This is a genomic window from Caulobacter sp. GW456-12-1-14-TSB4, from assembly GCF_059424195.1.
On record NZ_JBWKZF010000005.1, the window covers coordinates 212,883 to 231,031 of the forward strand.

8 protein-coding genes are annotated in these 18,149 nt (G+C 67.4%); 4 read left to right on the forward strand and 4 right to left on the reverse strand.

The genetic code is table 11. From position 1 onward, the window contains the following. Nucleotides 1-2,955, reverse strand: coding sequence for a TonB-dependent receptor (locus AC07YH_RS07060; RefSeq protein ID WP_494746279.1), 2,955 nt, complete (start codon nucleotides 2,953-2,955; stop codon nucleotides 1-3). Between the two features lie 249 nt (nucleotides 2,956-3,204). Here AC07YH_RS07060 and AC07YH_RS07065 point away from each other — a divergent pair, with 249 nt between their 5' ends. Genes AC07YH_RS07065 through AC07YH_RS07075 form a run of 3 tightly spaced genes read left to right on the forward strand, consistent with a single transcriptional unit; the run spans nucleotide 3,205 to nucleotide 9,908 of the window. Next, the gene (locus tag AC07YH_RS07065; protein ID WP_494746280.1) at nucleotides 3,205-5,454 is read left to right on the forward strand and encodes a glycoside hydrolase family 88 protein; all 2,250 of its coding nucleotides are present in this window, start codon (nucleotides 3,205-3,207) and stop codon (nucleotides 5,452-5,454) included. Between the two features lie 3 nt (nucleotides 5,455-5,457). Further along, nucleotides 5,458-8,544 carry an alpha-L-rhamnosidase gene (locus AC07YH_RS07070; protein ID WP_494746281.1) on the forward strand — a complete coding sequence of 1,029 codons (3,087 nt, stop codon included), beginning with the start codon at nucleotides 5,458-5,460 and terminating at the stop codon, nucleotides 8,542-8,544. Between the two features lie 8 nt (nucleotides 8,545-8,552). Continuing rightward, nucleotides 8,553-9,908 carry a glycoside hydrolase family 28 protein gene (locus AC07YH_RS07075; protein ID WP_494746282.1) on the forward strand — a complete coding sequence of 452 codons (1,356 nt, stop codon included), beginning with the start codon at nucleotides 8,553-8,555 and terminating at the stop codon, nucleotides 9,906-9,908. Nucleotides 9,909-9,949: 41 nt separating this feature from the next. Here AC07YH_RS07075 and AC07YH_RS07080 read toward each other — a convergent pair whose 3' ends face one another. Further along, nucleotides 9,950-11,284: an oligogalacturonate lyase family protein gene (locus tag AC07YH_RS07080; protein ID WP_494746283.1), complete on the reverse strand. Its 1,335-nt coding sequence runs from the start codon at nucleotides 11,282-11,284 to the stop codon at nucleotides 9,950-9,952. A gap of 89 nt (nucleotides 11,285-11,373) precedes the next feature. Then, nucleotides 11,374-14,088, reverse strand: coding sequence for a TonB-dependent receptor (locus AC07YH_RS07085; RefSeq protein WP_494746284.1), 2,715 nt, complete (start codon nucleotides 14,086-14,088; stop codon nucleotides 11,374-11,376). A 233-nt stretch (nucleotides 14,089-14,321) separates the two neighbouring features. On the opposite strand from AC07YH_RS07085, the gene AC07YH_RS07090 reads away from it, so the two are divergent. After that, entirely contained in the window at nucleotides 14,322-15,707 is a 1,386-nt protein-coding gene (locus tag AC07YH_RS07090; RefSeq protein WP_494746285.1) for a pectate lyase, read from the forward strand. Nucleotides 15,708-15,862: 155 nt separating this feature from the next. Here AC07YH_RS07090 and AC07YH_RS07095 read toward each other — a convergent pair whose 3' ends face one another. Continuing rightward, a complete protein-coding gene (locus AC07YH_RS07095; RefSeq protein WP_494746286.1) occupies nucleotides 15,863-18,130 on the reverse strand; it encodes a hypothetical protein in 2,268 nt (755 codons plus the stop codon). Nucleotides 18,131-18,149: the final 19 nt, after the last annotated feature.

Genomic DNA, 18,149 nt, shown 5'->3' on the forward strand with positions numbered 1-18,149 from the left:
TTAGAAGGTGTAGCGGAAGCCGGCGAAGAACTCGCGGCCCGTCTCGTGGTAGAACGACACCAGCTGGCTGCTGTCGTAGTACTGGTCCTGCACCTCGTTGGTCAGGTTCACCGCCTCCAGCGTGAAGGCCAGGTGCTTGTTCCAGGTGTAGGTCAGCGACGCGTCGACGTTCAGCGTCGCCTTGGTGCCTTCCACGTCCGAACCGTTACGGCCCGGGATTTGCGTCAGGTACTTCGAGCGATAGGCGGCCGAGACGCGGCTGCTGATCTTCTTGTTCTCGAAGTAGAGCGTGGCGTTGTAGCTGTCCTTCGACAGGTTGGTCAGCGGGCCGATGGCCGCCACCGCGCCGGTCGAGGACAGGTACGTCACGTTCGACGTCACGTGGGTGTAGTTGGCCAGCAGGCCGAACTTGTCGAACGGCGCCGGCAGGAAGGTGAACGGCTGCTGGTAGTTGATCTCGAAGCCCTTGAGCGGACCACCAGGCGTGTTGACCGAGGTCGAGAATTGCCAGACCGGCAGGCCCGGCGAGCAGCCCGGGGTGGTGCCGCAGGCCGCGACCGCGGCGCTGTCAGGCAGGCCGAAGGGGTTCTTGTCGAAGGTCGACAGCGGCGAGGTGAAGGTCTGAACGAAGGTCGAGATGTCCTTGTAGAAGTAGGCGAAGGACAGCAGACCGCCCGGCTGGAAGTACCACTCGACCGCGGCGTCGGCGGTCTTGGCGCGATACGGATTCAGGAACGGGTTGCCCGAGGTCACCGACTTGGTCGAGCCGGTGCCGATGTTCACGCCCGGGGTCAGCGAGCCGAGGTTCGGGCGCGCCATGACCTTGGCGGCGGCGAAGCGCAGCAGGAGGGTCTCGGTCGGCTCGACGACCACGTTCGCGGCCGGCAGGAAGTCGTTGTAGGACCGGGTCGCCGTCGTGGCCGAGATCGTCTGGTAGTTCACCCCGTTCACCGTCGACGGCACGACGCCATAGCCCAGCGCCTTCTGGCGGGTCTGGACGTAGCGGGCGCCGACGTCGCCGCGCACCGGCACGCCGCCGATGTTCAGGTTGAAATCGCCCTGGACGTAGCCGGTCGTGTCCCACTCATCGATCGTGTAGTTGCTGCCTAGGCTGGCCTCGCGGCCCAGGTTGTAGATGCCGCAGCCCGTGGTGAAGCAGCTGGAGCCGAACGGGCTGACCCACACCGTGCCGGGCGTCGTGGTGACCGCCTTGCCGTAGTTGGGATCGTTCATGTGCAGGATGCTGTAGGCCTGCTGCACGTCCGGCGTGATCCACGAGGTGACGTTGCCGGCCGGCAGCTTCAGGTCGCCGAAATCGATGGTCTCGGCGTAGCTCGAGCGCGGGATGCCCCGCAGCTCCGCCGACGAGATCGGGTTGATGTTCGTGGTCGTGCCGTTGGTCCGCGAGAAGGCCGCGCTCTCGACGCCATAGGCCTTGTAGGCCAGGCCGCCCTTCAGCTTGAACGCATCGCTGAAGTCATAGGCCGCCTCGAACTGGCCGGTCTTGTAGCTGTTGTCGACAAAACCCTGGACCATGCGGATCTCGGCCAGGGTCCAGGCGTCGGCGCTGGTGGTGTTGCCCGTGCCGTACTTGACGGTCGGATACGTATCGCCGCCGCTGTAGTCGAAGCTGTAGCCCTGGACGTTGTACTGGTCCCACTGGACCGTGTTCTGGACCGGGTTGGAGAAGGTCGACTTCGAGAAGCCCAGAACGCCAGAGACCTTCAGCTTGTCGCCGAAGGTGTGCTCGCCCGTCAGGGTGAACTGCCGGAATTCGGTTTCCAGCTCGTCGTAGCGCTGCTCGGTCTTCAGATCGACATTGTTCCAGACGCCCTTGGTCATGACCGGCAGGCCCGAGCGCGGCGAGGACACCGTGTAATTGACCACGTCGACTTCATTGATGCCGCAGGTGACCGGCGAGGCCGCCGTACAGGCGCCGGCCGTCTGCGGGGTGAAGGTCTCGAGGAAGTCCTCGTTCCGCTTGCCCTTGAAGTCGGCGTACAGCGCGTCCAGCGAGAACAGGGTCTTGTCGTCCGGCTGCCATTGCAGCGAGCCGGTCATGCCCAGGCGCTTCTGCTGGTCATGATACCAGTCGAAGCGCGGGATGCGGGGGTGGACCGCGCCATTGGCTTCGGCGCAGGCCGCCGCGTTGGTGGCGCAGGTCACGCCGTTCACGCTGCGGAAGCCCGGAGCCGTGGCCGTGCCGCTCTGCCAGCGCACGGTGCTGGTGCCTTCGTCCAGCAGGTCACGCTCGGAATAGGCGACCGAGAACAGGGCCCCGATCGTGTCGTCGCGCCAGGTGTTGGAGATCAGCGCGGCCACGCGCGGCGAGGCTTTGCCGGCCTGATCGTTGTAGCCCATCTTGCCCGAGGCGGCGAAGTTGAAGCCGCGCTTGTCGAACGGATGGGCGGTGTTCAGATCGACCGTCGCGCCCAGCGAACCTTCTTCGGTCTGGGCCGAGGCGGTCTTCTGCACCGTGATGCGGTTGAAGAGGTCCGAGGCGAAGACGTTGAAGTCGAAGCCGCGGCTGCGGTTGGTGCCGCCCGAGGCGTCGGTGCCGCCCGAGGTGGTCAGGGCTTCCATGCCGTTGATGCGCACGCGGGTGAACTGGGGCCCGAGGCCGCGCACCGAGATCTGACGGCCTTCGCCGGCGTCGCGGGCCAGGGCCACGCCCGGGATGCGCTGGATGGACTCGGACAGGTTCAGGTCCGGGAACTTGGCCATGTCCTCGGCGTAGATGGCGTCGACCGCCGCCGCCGACTGGCGCTTGACGTTCAGGGCTTGTGCAAGGCTGTTGCGGAAGCCCGTGACGACCACCGCCTCGACGGTGTCATCGCCCGCCGGGGCCGGAGCGGCCTCCTGGGCTTGCGCCACGCCGGCCATGAGGGCCAGGACGAGACCGGCGGCGCCCGTCAGCAGGCGACCGCGCAGGGGAAAACTATTGGATGAAGCCATTTTCGTACCCTCCCAGGTTGGTGTTCTTGATGACACCGGTATCATTATCTTCACATGCTGCGATCGCTTTCCATTTTTTGCAAGCCCGCCAACGCTGAAAATGGGCTGATCCAGGTGTGGTATGTCGTCTCAGTGGCGCATCTGCGCCACAGGGGCGCCACCGGTGGACAAGTTTTCAAAATCTGACATTCTATTCCAAATAATGAACAATACCGACGCCGCTGGCGTCGTCGCGTCGAGGAATCGCCCGTGCCAGTAACCCCGCGTTCCAAGGCCTTCATGGCCGCCCTGCTCTGCGCTAGCGCCCTGAGCGCGTTCGCCGCGCCCGTCGTGGCCGCGCCCGCCAAGCCCGCCGCCGCCAGCGCCCAGCTCCCTGCCCCGGCCGATGTGCTGGCGGTGCTGAACCGCGCCAACAAGGCCCAGATCGAGGCCATGCGGGCCGAGCCGATCCCCGTCACCACCGGCGGCGCGGTGCGCGAGATGTCTTCGAACTGGGTGTCGGCCACCTACTATGTCGGCGCCGCGCGGCTGGCCCGCGCCACGGGCGACGCCGAGACGCTGAAGTTCCTGACCGACGCGGCCGAGCACTACAATTACGCCCTGCGCGGCGCCAAGAACGGCAAGGCCATGCTGAACGCCGACGAGATGGCGATCGGCGACCTCTATGAAGAGCTCTACGCCCGTCGCGGCCAGGAGGGGACGATCATGCCCCTGCGCCAGCGCCTGGACTGGGCCCTGCCGCACCTGGCCCGCCAGCCGATCCCCGAGCACCTGGTCTGGTGGTGGAGCGACGCCCTGTTCATGGCCCCGCCCGTGCTGGCGCGGATGAGCGCCCAGACCGGCGACCCCAAGTACCTAAAGGCCATGGACACCCAGTGGTGGCGCACCTTCTCGCGCCTCTACAGCCCGGACGACAGCCTCTATTTCCGCGACGAGCGCTTCATCGAGCGCCGCGACGAGCAGGGCCGCAAGCTGTTCTGGTCGCGCGGCAACGGCTGGGTGATGGCGGGCACGGCCCGCGTGCTGGAAGCCATGCCGGCCGACTACATCCAGCGCCCGCGCTACATCGCCGTCTTCCAGGCCATGGCCAAGAAGGTCGCCAGCCTGCAGCGCGCCGACGGCCTGTGGGCGTCCAGCCTGATGCAGCCGGAGAAGTTCCCGGAGGCCGAGACCTCGGGCTCGTCATTCTTCGTCTACGCCCTGGCGTGGGGGATCAACCACGGGATCCTCGACCGCGCGACCTACCAGCCGGTGGTCGTGAAGGGTTGGAACGGCCTGCAGAAACAAGTACTGCCCAGCGGCATGATCGGCGCGGTGCAGAAGACCGGCGACCAGCCGGTGCCAACGGCCGCCGACGACATCGGCCCCTACGGCACGGGCGCCTTCCTGCTGGCCGGGCTGGAGGTGATGAACCTCGGCAAGCCGACGACCGCCCTGCCCCTGGCCGAGCCGTCGCGCGACGCGCCCGACGTCGTGGCCGCCACCACGCCCGTCCCACCCGTCCCGCGCACCGTACGCGGTCCGGAAGAGGAAGCTCGTCACGCCACCGAGATGAAGGCCGTGGCCGCCCTGGCCTACGATCCGACCATCGAGGGACCGGGCCTGGCTCCCGCCCAGGTCCCGCCCGCCGCGCCGGGTCAGCCGACGCCGCCGAAGATGATCTACCGCATGGCTCCGCCGCCGGCCGGCCAGGACAAGCCGCGCGCCACGGTCCGCTACGCGCCCGAGCGCTATGACGACATCCTGTGGGAGAACGACCGCACGGCCCACCGCATCTATGGCCCGGCGCTGGAGCAATACGAGCCGCCCTCGACCTCGGGCATCGACGCCTGGGGCAAGAGCGTCCGCTACCCGTTCATGACCCGCCAGCTGCGCACCGGCGACCAGCACGCCTATCACGGCGAAGGCATCGACTATTACAACGTCGGGACCTTCCGCGGCGCCGGCGGCCTGGGCGTCTGGGACGGCGGCAAGCTGTGGGTGTCGCGCAACTGGGAGGACTACAAGATCCTGAAGGACGGCCCCGACGCGGCCTCGTTCAAGGTCAGCTACGCGCCCTGGAAGGTGGCTGAGAAGCGAGAGGTCTGGGAAAGCCGGACCTTCACCCTGCCGATGGGCACGAACTTCACGCGGATGGTCTCGACTTTCGGCTCCAACGCCAAGGGCCCGATCACGGTGGCCTTAGGCATCACCAAGAAGCCGACCGCCAAGCAGGCCGGCGAGCTGCGCGCCGACAAGGCCAAGGGCGTGTTCTCGTTCTGGGATGTCACCGACGCCGACAAGGGCACGATGGGCGTGGCGCTGCTGGTGAACCCGGCGCAGATCGTCGGCGTGACCGAGACCGACACGGACTGGCTGGTGCTGGTCAAGGTCGAGCCGGGCAAGCCGTTCGTCTACTACATGGGCGCGGGCTGGGACAAAGGCCTGGACTTCCACAGCCGCGCCGACTGGGAGACCTATGCCTTCGCGCAGAAGCCCGACTTCAACCCGGCGCACTAGGCCATGGATCGCCGTCAGTTCCTGACCGTGGCCGGCGCCGGCGCGAGCCTGGGCGCCGGCTCGGCCAAGGCCGCCGCTCGCGCGCCGGCCCGCATCGCCGCGCCGCGCGTCGATCAGATTGAAAGCCCGCTGGGCCTGGACAACGCGAGGCCGCGCTTCTCGTGGACCATCGAGGCGTCCGGCGCGAAGGACGTGAAGCAGAGCGCCTATCGCATCCGCGTCACCTCGGACCGTCAGGACGGCCCGCTGCTGTGGGACAGCGGCAAGGTCACCTCGAACGCCACCTTCGACATCGCCTATGCCGGCCCGGCGCTGACCTCGCGCCAGCGCTGCTGGTGGCGGGTCGAAGCGTGGGACGGCGCGGGCAAACCGATCCGCAGCCCCGCGCCCGCCGTCTTCGAGATCGGCCTGCTGGAGCCCTGGTCCGCTGGCTGGCTGGAGGCCGAGACCCCGGCCATGCGCGAAGAGCGCCTGGAGGGGATGCACTGGCTGTGGGGCGCGACCGACGACGCCAAGCCTCGCAAGTTCCGCTGGCGCTTCGACATGCCCGCCGACGCGGTATCAGCGGTGGTCAGCGTCTGCGCCAAGGACAGCCTGAACGGCCTGTGGCTGAACGGCGCTAGCCTGATCAAGCCCGGCGACCGCACCGCCTGGGGCCAGGGACCGAGCTTCGCCCTCTCCGTCTCCCCCGGCCCGCACGTGCTGGCGGTCGAGGCGGGCCTGCGCCTGGACGAACCGCGCCCCGTGCTGGGCGGCGCCCTGGCCGTGCGGCTGACGATCACCAAGGCCAACGGCTCGGTCGTCCGCATCCACGCCAAGGACGGCTGGCGCACGACGCTCGACACGCCCGACGGCTGGCGCGAAGCCGGCTTCGATGACGCGACCTGGCCGGCGGCGGTTCCTGCGCGAACCATCCCGCCCTGTCATCCTTGGATCACCGGCCCGGCCGTGCGCCTGCGCAAGGCCTTTCGGCTGGACAAGCCTGTCGCCAGCGCCCGCCTCTACGCCACGGCGCTGGGCGGTTACGAAGCCCTGCTCAACGGCAAGAAGGTCGGCGACCGACTGCTGACGCCGGAGAGCACAGACTTCCGCAGCCGCGCCCTCAGCCAGACCTACGATGTCACCGACCTAGTCAAGACTGGCGACAACGTGCTGGGCGCACTGGTCGCCGACGGCTGGTTCGGCAGCCCGTTCGGATTCCTGGACCTGCGCTACGCCTTCGGCCCACCGCCGCGCCGGTTCTCGGGCTTTATGGTGATCACCCACACCGACGGCACGATCGTCCGCGTCTCCACCTCCCATGATGGCTGGAAGCTGGCCCCCTCGGCGGCGCTGAAGGCCGAGATCTATGACGGCGAGACCTATGACGCCCGCCTGGACGAGACCGGCTGGGACGCCCCCGGCTTCGACGACCACGCCTGGACGCCGGCCCGCCCCGGCGAGAAGCCGCCAGTGCATGTGTCGGCGCAACCCGGCCCCGGCATCCGCGCCATCCAAGTCCTGAAGCCGACTGCGACCACCACGCCCAAGCCCGGCGTGCGTATCGTCGACTTCGGCCAGAACTTCTCCGGCTGGTGCCGCATCCGCATAAAGGGCGCGGCCGGCGATACGGTCGTACTGCGCCACGCCGAGGCGCTGAAGCCGGATGGCACGTTGAACATCACGTCCAACCGCCGGGCGCTGCAAGCCAGCACCTACGTCCTCAAGGGCGATCCGGCCGGCGAGACCTGGGAGCCGCGCTTCACCTTTCACGGCTTCCGCTATGTCGAGGTCACCGGTCCGCTGACCGACATCGAGGGGGTCGTCCTGCACAGCGACGCGGCCCTGACCGGGGCGGCGCGGCTAGACAACCCGATGGTCCAGGCCATCGTCCGCAACACCCTGTGGAGCCAGCGCGGCAACTTCGTGGGCATCCCCACCGACTGCCCGCAGCGCGACGAGCGGATGGGCTGGACCGGCGACGCCCAGATCTTCTGGGACGCGGCGGCCTTCAACATGGACGTCGACGCCTTCACCCGGCGATTCATGGGCGACGTGCGGGCCGGCCAGGCGCCGACCGGCGAGATGCCCGACGTCGCACCGTACTGGGCCTTGGGGCAGAACACCCCCGGCTGGTCGGACGCGGCGATCATCCTGCCCTGGACCGTCTGGCGGCGGTACGGCGACACCGCCGTCATCGGCGAAAACTGGGACGCCATGGACCGCTGGAACCGGCGGCTCCTGCACCTCAACCCCGACTACGTCTGGCGCAACGCGCGCGGCATGGACTACGGCGACTGGCTGTCGGTCGACGCCAAGAGCCGCTCGGACATCACCACGCCCAAGGAGCTGGTCTCGACCGCCTATTGGGCGCACTCGACCGACCTGCTGGCGCAAATGGCGCACGCGACGGACCGCAAGGACGACGCCGCCCGCCTGACCGCCCTGCGCGCTCAGATCGCCGACGCCTTCGCCCGCGAGTTCGTTCGTCCGGACGGCGGCGTCGGCAACGACAGCCAGACCAGCCACATCCTGGCCTTGCGCTTCGGCCTCGTCCCGACCGCCCTGCGCCAGGCCTCGGCCGACCGCCTGGCCGCCGATATCCGCCGGCGCGGGACCAAGCTGTCGACCGGCTTCATCGGCACGCCCTACATCCTGGACGCCCTGGCCGACCACGGCCACGCCGACGTTGCTTATGGCCTGCTGCTCCAGACCGACCTGCCCTCGTGGGGCTACCAGGTCGGTCAGGGGGCGACGACGGTGTTCGAGCGCTGGGACGGGCTGAAAGACGGCGTCGTCCAAGGCTCGCTGAATCACTACGCGTTCGGGGCGGTCTGCGGCTTCATCTGGCGACGGATCATCGGCATCGACGCGCTTGAGCCCGGCTTTCGCAAGATCGCCATCCGGCCGCTGGTCGACCCGCGCCTGCCTGGCGCCGCCGGCGACTACGAGTCGGTCGTCGGCCGCATCTCCAGCGCCTGGAAGCGCACGGCCGGCGGCATCCGGTACGACATCACCATCCCGCCGAACACCACGGCCCGGATCGAACTGCCGGGACGTCCGGCGCTCGAGGTCGGCTCCGGTTCGCACACCTTCACCGTCAGCGCCTGAGGCCTCCCATGCAGCGACGCACGCTTCTCCAGCTCGGCCTCGTGGCCGCCTCCACGCCCACCCTGGCCTTGGCCGCCGGCAAGGCGATCTTCGTCGCCGGCGCGGTCGGCGACGGCAAGACGCTGAACACCAAGGCCATCCAGGCCGCCATCGACGAGGCCGCCAAGACCGGCGCGACCGTCGCGCTGAAACCCGGCGTCTATCGCACAGGCTCGATCTTCCTGAAGTCCGGCGTCACCCTGCGGCTGGACAAGGGCGTCACCCTGCTCGGCTCGCAGAACCTGGCCGACTATCCGGAAATCCCCACCCGCGTGGCCGGCATCGAGCTGACCTGGCCGGCGGCGCTGATCAATGTGTACAAGCAGAAGAACGTCCGCATCGTCGGCGACGGGACCATCGACGGCGACGGCAAGGTCTATTGGGACAGCTACTGGGCCCTGCGCCGGAAGTACGACCCCAAGGGCCTGCGCTGGGCCGCCGACTACGACTGCAAGCGCCCGCGCCTAATCCAGGTCTTCGACAGCGAGCAGATCGAACTGGCCGGTCCGCGCCTGCGCCGCGCCGGCTTCTGGACGGTGCATGTCTGCTACTCGCACGACATCCACATCGCCGACCTGGAAATCCGCAACAACGAAGGCGGCCGCGGTCCCTCGACCGACGGCGTGGACATCGACAGCTCGCACGACGTGCTGGTCGAGCGGGTGGACGTGGCCTGCAACGACGACGCGCTTTGCATCAAGGCCGGCCGCGACGCCGACGGCCTGCGGGTGGCACGCCCGACCCGCGATATCATCATCAAGGACTGCACGATCCGCGACGCCTCGGCCGGGATCACCTTTGGCAGCGAGACCTCGGGCGGCTTTCATAACATCAAGGTCTCGGGTCTGAAGGTGCATCACCCCACGCCCGTCGGCATCCTGTTCAAGTCGGCCCACACGCGCGGTGGGGCGATCTCGAACATCGACATCAGCGACATGCATCTGCAGGACGTGCCGACGGTGTTCCGCGTGAACCTGAACTGGAACCCGTCCTACAGCTACGCCGAGATTCCGGCGGGCATGACGGACGTGCCGCCCTACTGGAAGGTCATGACCCAGACCGTGCCGCGCGAGCAAGGCCTGTGCCGACTGAGCGACGTACGGGTCAGCAAGGTCCAGTCGGTCGGGGCCAAGGCCGCCTTCGAGGTCGCCGCCTTCGCCGAGGCCCCGCTGGAGCGCTTCACGTTCGAGGACCTGGACCTGGACGTCCAGGCCGCCGGCAAGATCGCCGACGCCAAGGACTGGCGCTTCACCCGCTGCCGCATCGACACCCTGGACGGCAAGAAGCCCGAGGTCGTCGAAAGCTCGGGCGTGGTGGGGCTGTAAAAGAGAAAGGCCCCGGCGCTTGAGCGCCGGGGCCTTGGTTCTCAGTGCTTGGCCACCTCGACCGCGTACACGTGGTTGGCCCCGTGCATGTTCGAGGTGAACACGATCCACTTCTGATCGGGCGTGAAGGTCAGGTTCGGCTCCAGACGGTAGTCGTGGGCCGACATGTCGACGAGGCGCTCGGACGCCATCTTCTCGGGCGTGATCAGGTCGTCGGTATAGTACTGGGTCGCCGCGTCGCGCGGCGTCTCGGGCTTGAAGACGTAGATCCACTTGCCGTCCGGCGCGTGGGCGACCATGTCGGCGTCGCCACCGTCGCCGGCGAACAGCGTCCCGTCGAGCGAGACGTTGTAGTGCACCGACCACTCGTTCTGCTCGACCCGGCGCCACAGGCGCTTGCCGGTCGCGACCTCGTAGCCGCCGATCCAGAACACCTGGCCGCGCGGGGTCTGCAGATCGTACCAGATCCACTTGCCGTCAGCCGAGAAGAACTCGTGGCCGGCGATCTCGAAATTGATGGTCCGGGTGTGGACCTTGGTCAGGGCCGAGCCGTCGGTGCGGATGGTCCAGATGCGGTCCACGCGGTGCCAGGGGCCCTCGTGGCAGAACATCACCAAAGTCGGATCGGTCGGCGAGAACTGGGCGTGGCCCAGCCACTTATCCGAGGCGTGGACGACCTTGCGCTCGCCCGTCTTCAGGTCGAGCGTGAAGATCTCCATCGGCGTCGGCGTCTCGAAGCGCTCGGTCATCCGCACGCCCTTGGCCTTGGCGAAGGACAGCGGCTTGCCGTCCGGGCCGTTGGCCGCGTACTCGGCCTGGCCGAAGCGCTTGCGGTCGTCGACGGTGTTGGGCTGCAGCGGCTTGCCGCCATAGGTGACGATGCCCAAGAGCTGGGTCTCGTCGGCGTTGACCGAGACGATCTGGCCCTGGGCCAGCTTGCCGACGACCTTGGCCTTACCGCTGTCGATGTCGAGGGCGTAGATGGTCTTGGCGCGGTCCACTGGCTGGCCTTCGCCGGGCACGGTGATCGCGTAGTACAGCCGCCGCGACTTGCGGGCGAAGAACAGCAGGTCGGCGTCCTTGCTCTTGGCCAGCGGCGTCAGCTTGAAGGTCTTCAGATCCACCAGGGCGATGCCGGCCGGCGTGGTGATCGCCAGCTTGTCGCCTTCCGGCGTGTAGCCGTTCTGGTGGAAATAGAGGTTCTTGCTGCCCCCCTCCTCCGACAGCCGCACGATGCGGTGACCGGTCTTGGGGTCGATCCAGTCCTTGGGCGGATTGGCCATCGGCGCCGGCGGCGCGTCGGCTGCCTGATCCGCCAAGGCGGGCGTGGCCAGGGCGGCCGCCGCCAGGCCCAGGATGCTTCTGCGATCGATCACGTCGAGTGCTCCAAAAAAAGACGGGCCTGGGGCGGGGAAAAGGACCGCCCCAGGCCCTCAGGGAGGAGGCCTAGAAAGAGAGGAAGCGGCTAGTAGGTCCAGCGGACGCCGAGCAGGATCTCGCGGCCGGTGTGACGGTAGTCGCTCACGCGGTTGTTGGTGTCGACATAGGCGTCGGTGAACGCGTCGCCCAGGTTGATGCCTTCCAGGGTGATGACGAAGTTGTCGCGCAGCTTGTAGCTCGACGAGAAGTCGTAATACGTGCTGCCGTGGGTGCCGGCCATGTTGTTGCCGTTCGAACCCGGATAGCCCGTCAGGAACTTCGAGCGCTTGGCCAGCGAGGTGCGGGCCGTGAACTTGCCGCGCTCGAAGTAGAGCGTGGCGTTGGCGGTGGTCTTCGACTGGCCGGTCAGCGTGTTGTAGTTCGGCGCGGCGTCGGTGCCGTAGTTCACCTCGGAATCGACATAGGTGAAGTTGCCGATGAAGCCGAAGCCCCGCAGCGCGTCAGGCAGGAAGTTGAACGGCTGCTGGTACTGGAACTCGACGCCCTTCAGCCAGCCGCCCGCGCCGTTATAGGGGTTGGTGACGTCGAAGATGTCGGTGCCCACGGCGCCGGCGCTGGTGATGATGTTCTCGGGCAGGCCCAGCGTGTTGTAGACGGCGCGGCTGGTCTTGCTGGCGATGAAGCTGTCGATCTTCTTGTAGAACACCGCCACCGACAGCAGCGACTCCGGCGCGAAGTACCATTCGGCCGCCAGGTCGAAGTTGGTGGCGCGGAACGGCTCCAGGCTCGGATTGCCGAAGGTGACCGTGCGGGTCGTGGCGCTGACCGAGCCGCCGGGCGTCAGGCTGGCCAGGGTCGGACGGGCCATGACCTTGGCGACGCCGCCGCGCAGGATGAAGTTGTCGCGCGGCTCCAGCGTGATGTTCATCGACGGCAGGACGTCGGTGTAGTCGTTCTTGGCCGTGATGTAATTGTTGGCGGCGATGAAGCCCTGCGAGGTGACCTTGGTGTGGGCCACGCGGAAGCCGAAGTCCGAACGCAGCGGCATGCCGCCGAAGACGGTGGCGTCGACCACCGCCTGGCCGAAGCCCGACAGGTCGTCTTCCGACACATCGCGGGTGTCGCCCAGCTGGGTGACCAGCGGGAAGCTCAGCAGCTTGGTGGCGGCCAGCGCCTTGTCGATATCGGCCACCACATAGGACTGGTCGCCGCCCGGGAACGGGAAGTCGCGGCCGAACTTGACCACCTTGGAGAAGGCGCCAACGCCGACGATCTGATTGGCCGCGCTCAGCACCTGGTTGCGGTTCGCGCCGCGGTACTTGACCACGTACTGCTGGGCGTCGATGCCGCCGCGCAGCTTCAGGTGCTCGTCGACGTCGAACTCGACGTTGCCGCTGGCGGTGCGGTTGATGTTCAGCGAGGTCTGCACCGCCGAACGCATTTCGGTCAGCGTGTAGAGCGCCGGGTTGGTGACGTCGAAGCCGTAGGTGATGATCGGCGTACGGTCGTTCTGGCGGCCGTCATAGGTGTAGCCGTTGACGTCGTTGCGATCGAGCTGGAACGAGATCTGCTCGGGCATGCGATAGTCCGAGTTGGCCACGCCGATGCGGGCCTGGGCGCGCAGACGGTCGGTGAACTCGTACTTGCCGGCCAGAGTCACCTGGCTGAAGGTCGTGTGGTCGCGCTGGGTGCCGTTCTCCGAACGGACGTCGACCTTGTCGAACACGCCGTAGGTGAAGGTGTTGCGGTCGTTCAGCGCGTAGTCGCGGACGATCGTCGCGTTCACGCCGGCCGCGTTCGAGCGGCTGAACGAGATGGCTTCCAGGTTCGGGCTCTCGGTGAACTGGTTCAGGTCCGAATAGAGGACGTCCAGCGTCAGCTCGGCCTTCGAGCTCGGGCGCCACTGGGTCGAGAAGGTCAGGCCCAGGCGCTCGGAGTCGATCTTCGAGGCGGTGTAGCGCGGGATGCGCGGATAGAAGGCGTTCTGGACCTTGGCCAGCTCTTCGGGCGTCGTGCACTTGGAGCAGCTGGCGAAGTTGTCGGTCGTGTCGCCGCCCTGCCAACGGGTGGTGTTGAAGCCCTCGGCCACCGGCTGGCGCTTCGAATAGGCCACCGAGGCCAGGACGCCGAAGGTCTGGTCGGGGTTGGACCAGCTGACCAGACCGGCGACGCGCGGCAGGACGCGGTCGGTGATGCTGTTCAGGCTGCCTTCCGCCGAGGCGGCGGCCTTGAAGCCCTTGTAGTCGAACGGACGACCGCTCTGCAGGTCGACCGTGGCGCCCAGCGAGCCTTCCGAGATGTCGGCCGACTGGGTCTTGCGCACGGTGATGCTGTTGAACAGCTCCGAGGCGAAGACGTTGAAGTCGAAGCCGCGGCTGCGGTTGCCGCCGCCCGTGGCGATGGCTTCCACGCCGTTGATGCGGACGCGGGTGAAGTCGGCGTTCAGGCCGCGGACGGTGATCTGGTGGCCCTCGCCGCCGACGCGGTCGATGGTCACGCCCGGCAGGCGCTGGATGGCCTCGGCCAGGTTCTGGTCCGGGAAGGCAGCGATGTCTTCGGCCAGGATCGCGTCGACCGCGCCGATGTTCTGACGCTTCACGCCCAGGGCCTTGCTCAGGCTCGAGCGATAGCCCGTGACGACGATCTGCTCGACTTGCGAGGAGTCCTCGGCGGCCGGAGCGCTCTGCTGCGGCGCGGTGGCGACGGCCTCCTGGGCGTGCGCGGCGGCGACGGCGAGCAGCGAAACGGCGAGGGCGCCGCTGGTGGCCATCAGGCGTTTACGGAATGTGGTCGAGGTCATGGTTTCTCCCCTCAACCGGTTTGACACCGGTGTCGTTGAAGTTCCACGAAATCTCAAATAGTGGAACCGTTGTTCACACCTTGCAACAGATCGCGAAAACCTGCAACTCTGGTATTACCAATCTGATGTTTTTCCGGGCATACCGGCTAACTAGGTGAAACGAGGAAACGACCATGAACTGGCAAAAGGCGTTTGTTTTTGCTGGCATTCTTGCTGGATTTACCAATTCGGCCATGGCGGCTGAAACGAGCGGCAAGCCCTTGGCGTTTCCCGGCGCGGAAGGCTTCGGTCGCTTCGCCGAGGGCGGCCGTGGCGGTCGGGTGATCAAGGTCACCAACCTCAATGACTCGGGTCCGGGATCCCTGCGCGCCGCCGTCGAGGCCGACGGTCCGCGCATCGTGGTCTTCGACGTCGGCGGCGTGATCGCACTGAAGAGCGACCTGCACATCAAGAACGACCGGATCACCATCGCCGGCCAGACGGCGCCGGGCTACGGCGTCACCCTGCGCGACGCCCAGTTCCTGATCCACGCCAACCACGTGGTCGTCCGCTACCTGCACGTCCGCGTCGGCGACGTGGCCGGCAAGGAAGACGACTCGATCTCGCTGGGCGGCGGCTCGGACATCATCCTCGACCACATCTCGTCGGGCTGGTCGATCGACGAGAGCCTGTCGGTGACCCAGAAGGTCACGCCCGAGGTCAAGCACCTGACCAACGTCACGATCCAGTGGTCGCTGATCGCCGAGAGCCTGAACCACTCGATCCACGAGAAGGGCGAGCACGGCTATGGCAGCCTGATCCAGGGCTCGTTCGGGGCCAAGTACAGCTTCCACCACAACCTGTGGGCCCACCACGAGGCGCGCATGCCCCGCATCGGCAACTATGCCGGCGTGAAGGACGACACCGTCGGCATCACCTTGGATTTCCGCAACAACGTCTTCTACAACTGGGGCCAGGGCGCCACGACGGACTTCTACAACTGGGAGCCGGGGGTGAGCCGCGGCTACTCGATGGACCCGTTCTACGGCCGTCCCGACAACGCCTCGAAGTTCGCGGCGGGCGAGGACCTGAACACCAACTCGACCACCCACTCCAACTTCGTCGCCAACTACTACATCCAGGGCGCCAACACCGGCGGCCCGCTGGCGCTCTACATCCGCAACAAGAGCGGCCTGACCCACTTCGCCGGCAACTACATGGACGACAAGCTGGTCGCCGATCAGAAGAGCCTGGTGCTGGCCTCGTCCAACGCCCCCGGCGAGCACGTGGTCGACACCCCCTTCCCGTTCGGCGACGTCGTCACCCAGAGCGCTCCCGACGCCTACAAGGCCGTGCTGGCCAAGGCCGGCGCCTCGGTGAAGCGCGACCCGATCGATGCGCGCGTGGTCAAGAGCGTGGTCGACCGCACCGGCAAGATCATCAACAGCCAGAAAGAGGTCGGCGGCTGGTTCGAAGGCGCCTCGACCGCCGCGCCGAAGGACACCGACGGCGACGGCATGCCCGATGCCTGGGAGACGGCTCACAAGCTGAACCCGAAGGACCCGTCGGACGCGGCGAAGGATCGCGACGGCGACGGCTACACGAACATCGAAGAGTACGTGAACAGCCTGGCCAAATAGGTCCTTCTTCCGTCTCCCCGGGGAAAGCCGGGGCCCAGATCGTATGGCTGTGAGGCGCATGCAAAAACGCCCGCGATCCCATCCGGATCGCGGGCGCTCTTGCATCTGGGCCCCGGGGTTGGCTTTCCCCGGGGAAACGGAGGTGGTGGTTGAGGCTACGGGATCGGCTTGAAGCCTTCGGCCTTCACCGACCACTTGCCGTCCTTCGGGAAGCCCGGCGCCGAGCCCTTGGAGCCGTCCCAGCCGCCCGCCATCATCGCCACGGCCGCCAGCAGCGAACCGTTCGACGGGAAGTAGGTCTCGGCCGCACGGCGATAGCCGGGGCCATCCGGACCGACCGGTTCGTTGTCCGGCACGATCTGGCCGCCCGACACCACGGTCTTGGGCACGAAGGCCTGGGCGTGCTCGTCCAGGTGTACGCGCGGCGTCATGCCCGAGGTCCCGAACTTGTTGTTCTTGGCCTCGTAGAATAGCCAGTCGACGGCCTTGTCCGGCTCGCCCAGGCGGGCGGCGGTCATGGCGATCATCGGATAGTCCCAGCCCCAGGTCTGGCGCAGGTCCCAGTCGCTCTCCACGGCCCGCAGCGTGCGCCGCATGGTCTCCGGATCGGCCTTCCCCGGTATCAGGCCATAGGCCATCAGGAACGAGGGGTGGTCGCGGTTCATGCACTTGGGATCGATGGCGTGCTTGGAGCAGTCCTTGCTCTGGGCGGTGGTCCAGAAGTCGGGAACCGACTCGGCCGGAAGATAGAGGCCGTCCTTCACCGCCAGCGGGGCCAGGCCCTTGATCACCGCGTCCCACTCGGGCTTGCGGGCCAGACCCGCGCGGACCCGCCACTGCTGCGCCGTCTCCAGGCCCCAGCGGTAGTATTCCAGCTCGAAGGCCGGGTTGAAGGTAGTCAGCGGGTCGTAGTTCTCCTGCACCGGGATGATCGGCGGACCCAGGATGAACCGGCCCTTGTCGTCGCGGTGCGGGAAGCTGGCCAGCAGGTCGGCGGTCTCGGAGACCAGCTGGCCGTACTTGGCCAGGGTCGCCTTGGTCGGCTTGTCGCGCCAGATCAGCTCGGACATCCAGATCGGATGCGGCTGCTGCCACATGATGAAGGGCGAGACCTTCGAGGGACTGTCGACGCCGTCGGGGCCGGCCATCTTGGGCCACCACGCGCCCTTCAGGCCGTGGCTGGCGGCGCGAGCCTTGGCGTCCTTCAGGTGGCCCATGTACCAGGGCAGGCTGCGCTCCAGATATTCGGGCTTGTTCCACAGGGCGAACTGGCCCGAATGCCAGGCGTGCATCTCGAGGTGGAACTTGCCGTTCCAGCTGTTGGAGAACAGCCCCTCCTCCTGCGGCGGGACCTCGCCGGCGCCGTTCAGGGCCATCAGGTACTGCGACAGCACCACGCGGCGCTCCAGTTCGGCGGCGCGCGGGTCGGTGCTGCCCGAGAAGTCCACGGCCGCGCCCTGCGTCCAATAGCTCTTCCAGTGCGCCCGCGTGGCCTGGTCGGCGACGGTCACGCTCGGGAGCTGCTTGGGCAGAGGCGCCCGCGAGAAAGCGACCTCCAAGCCCAGCGTGCGGCCCTTGGCCTTGGGCGCGACGACGAAGGCGTGCGGGCCGGCGGCCGTGAAGTCGGCCGCGCGATCGGCCTGCAGGGCGGCGACATAGCGGGTCTCGTCCAGCTGGCGCGAGACGTCGAGGCGGGTCGCCGCCTCCCCGGTCACCTTGGTGGTGTGCAGTTCCGGATGGGTCCAGTCGGACGGGTCGGGGTTCAGGTTCGACGAGACGCCCGGGAACTTCACCGACAGCTTCAGGCGGCCTTGCTCGACTAGGACGGAGTCGATGTCGACCACGATCATGTCCAGTGTCGGGTGCACCCGGGTGCGGACGGTCACAGCCTCGCCGTCATAGGTGAAGCGGCTGGTCAGCACGCCGCTCCACAGGTCCAGGGTCTGTTCGGTCTGCTTCACGTCCTCGAACTTCGCCGGCTGGCCGGCCTTGTCGCGCAGGTCCAGGGCCACGCGACCCAGCGAGAAGCGGTGCGGGTTCTCGCGCAGCCAGACCAGGGCCGGCCGCGTCACGCCGTCGTTCCAGTCCATATAGGCGTAGGGCTGCTTGGTCCCGCGCACGTCGATCGGCGTGGTGCCATCCGCGTAGGTGTAGTGATTGGGGTTCGGGAAGGCGTGCCAGGCCCACTGGGCCTCGGTGAGCAGCGGCGCGATCTTGCTGTAGGCCTCGGGGAAGGTCTGCAGGCCGGTGATGTCGGCGGTGAAGCCGATCTGGCCGTTGCCGACCATCAGCGGCGACGATGGATCGACCGCCGTCAGCTTGACGTCGTGCCGGCTGACCAGCGCATGGCGGTCGATCGGCTGGCCGAAGGCAGAGGTAGCCAGGCAGGCGGCCGCGAGGCCGGCCATCAGAACGCGCTTCATCGTCTACTCCCGAACTTGT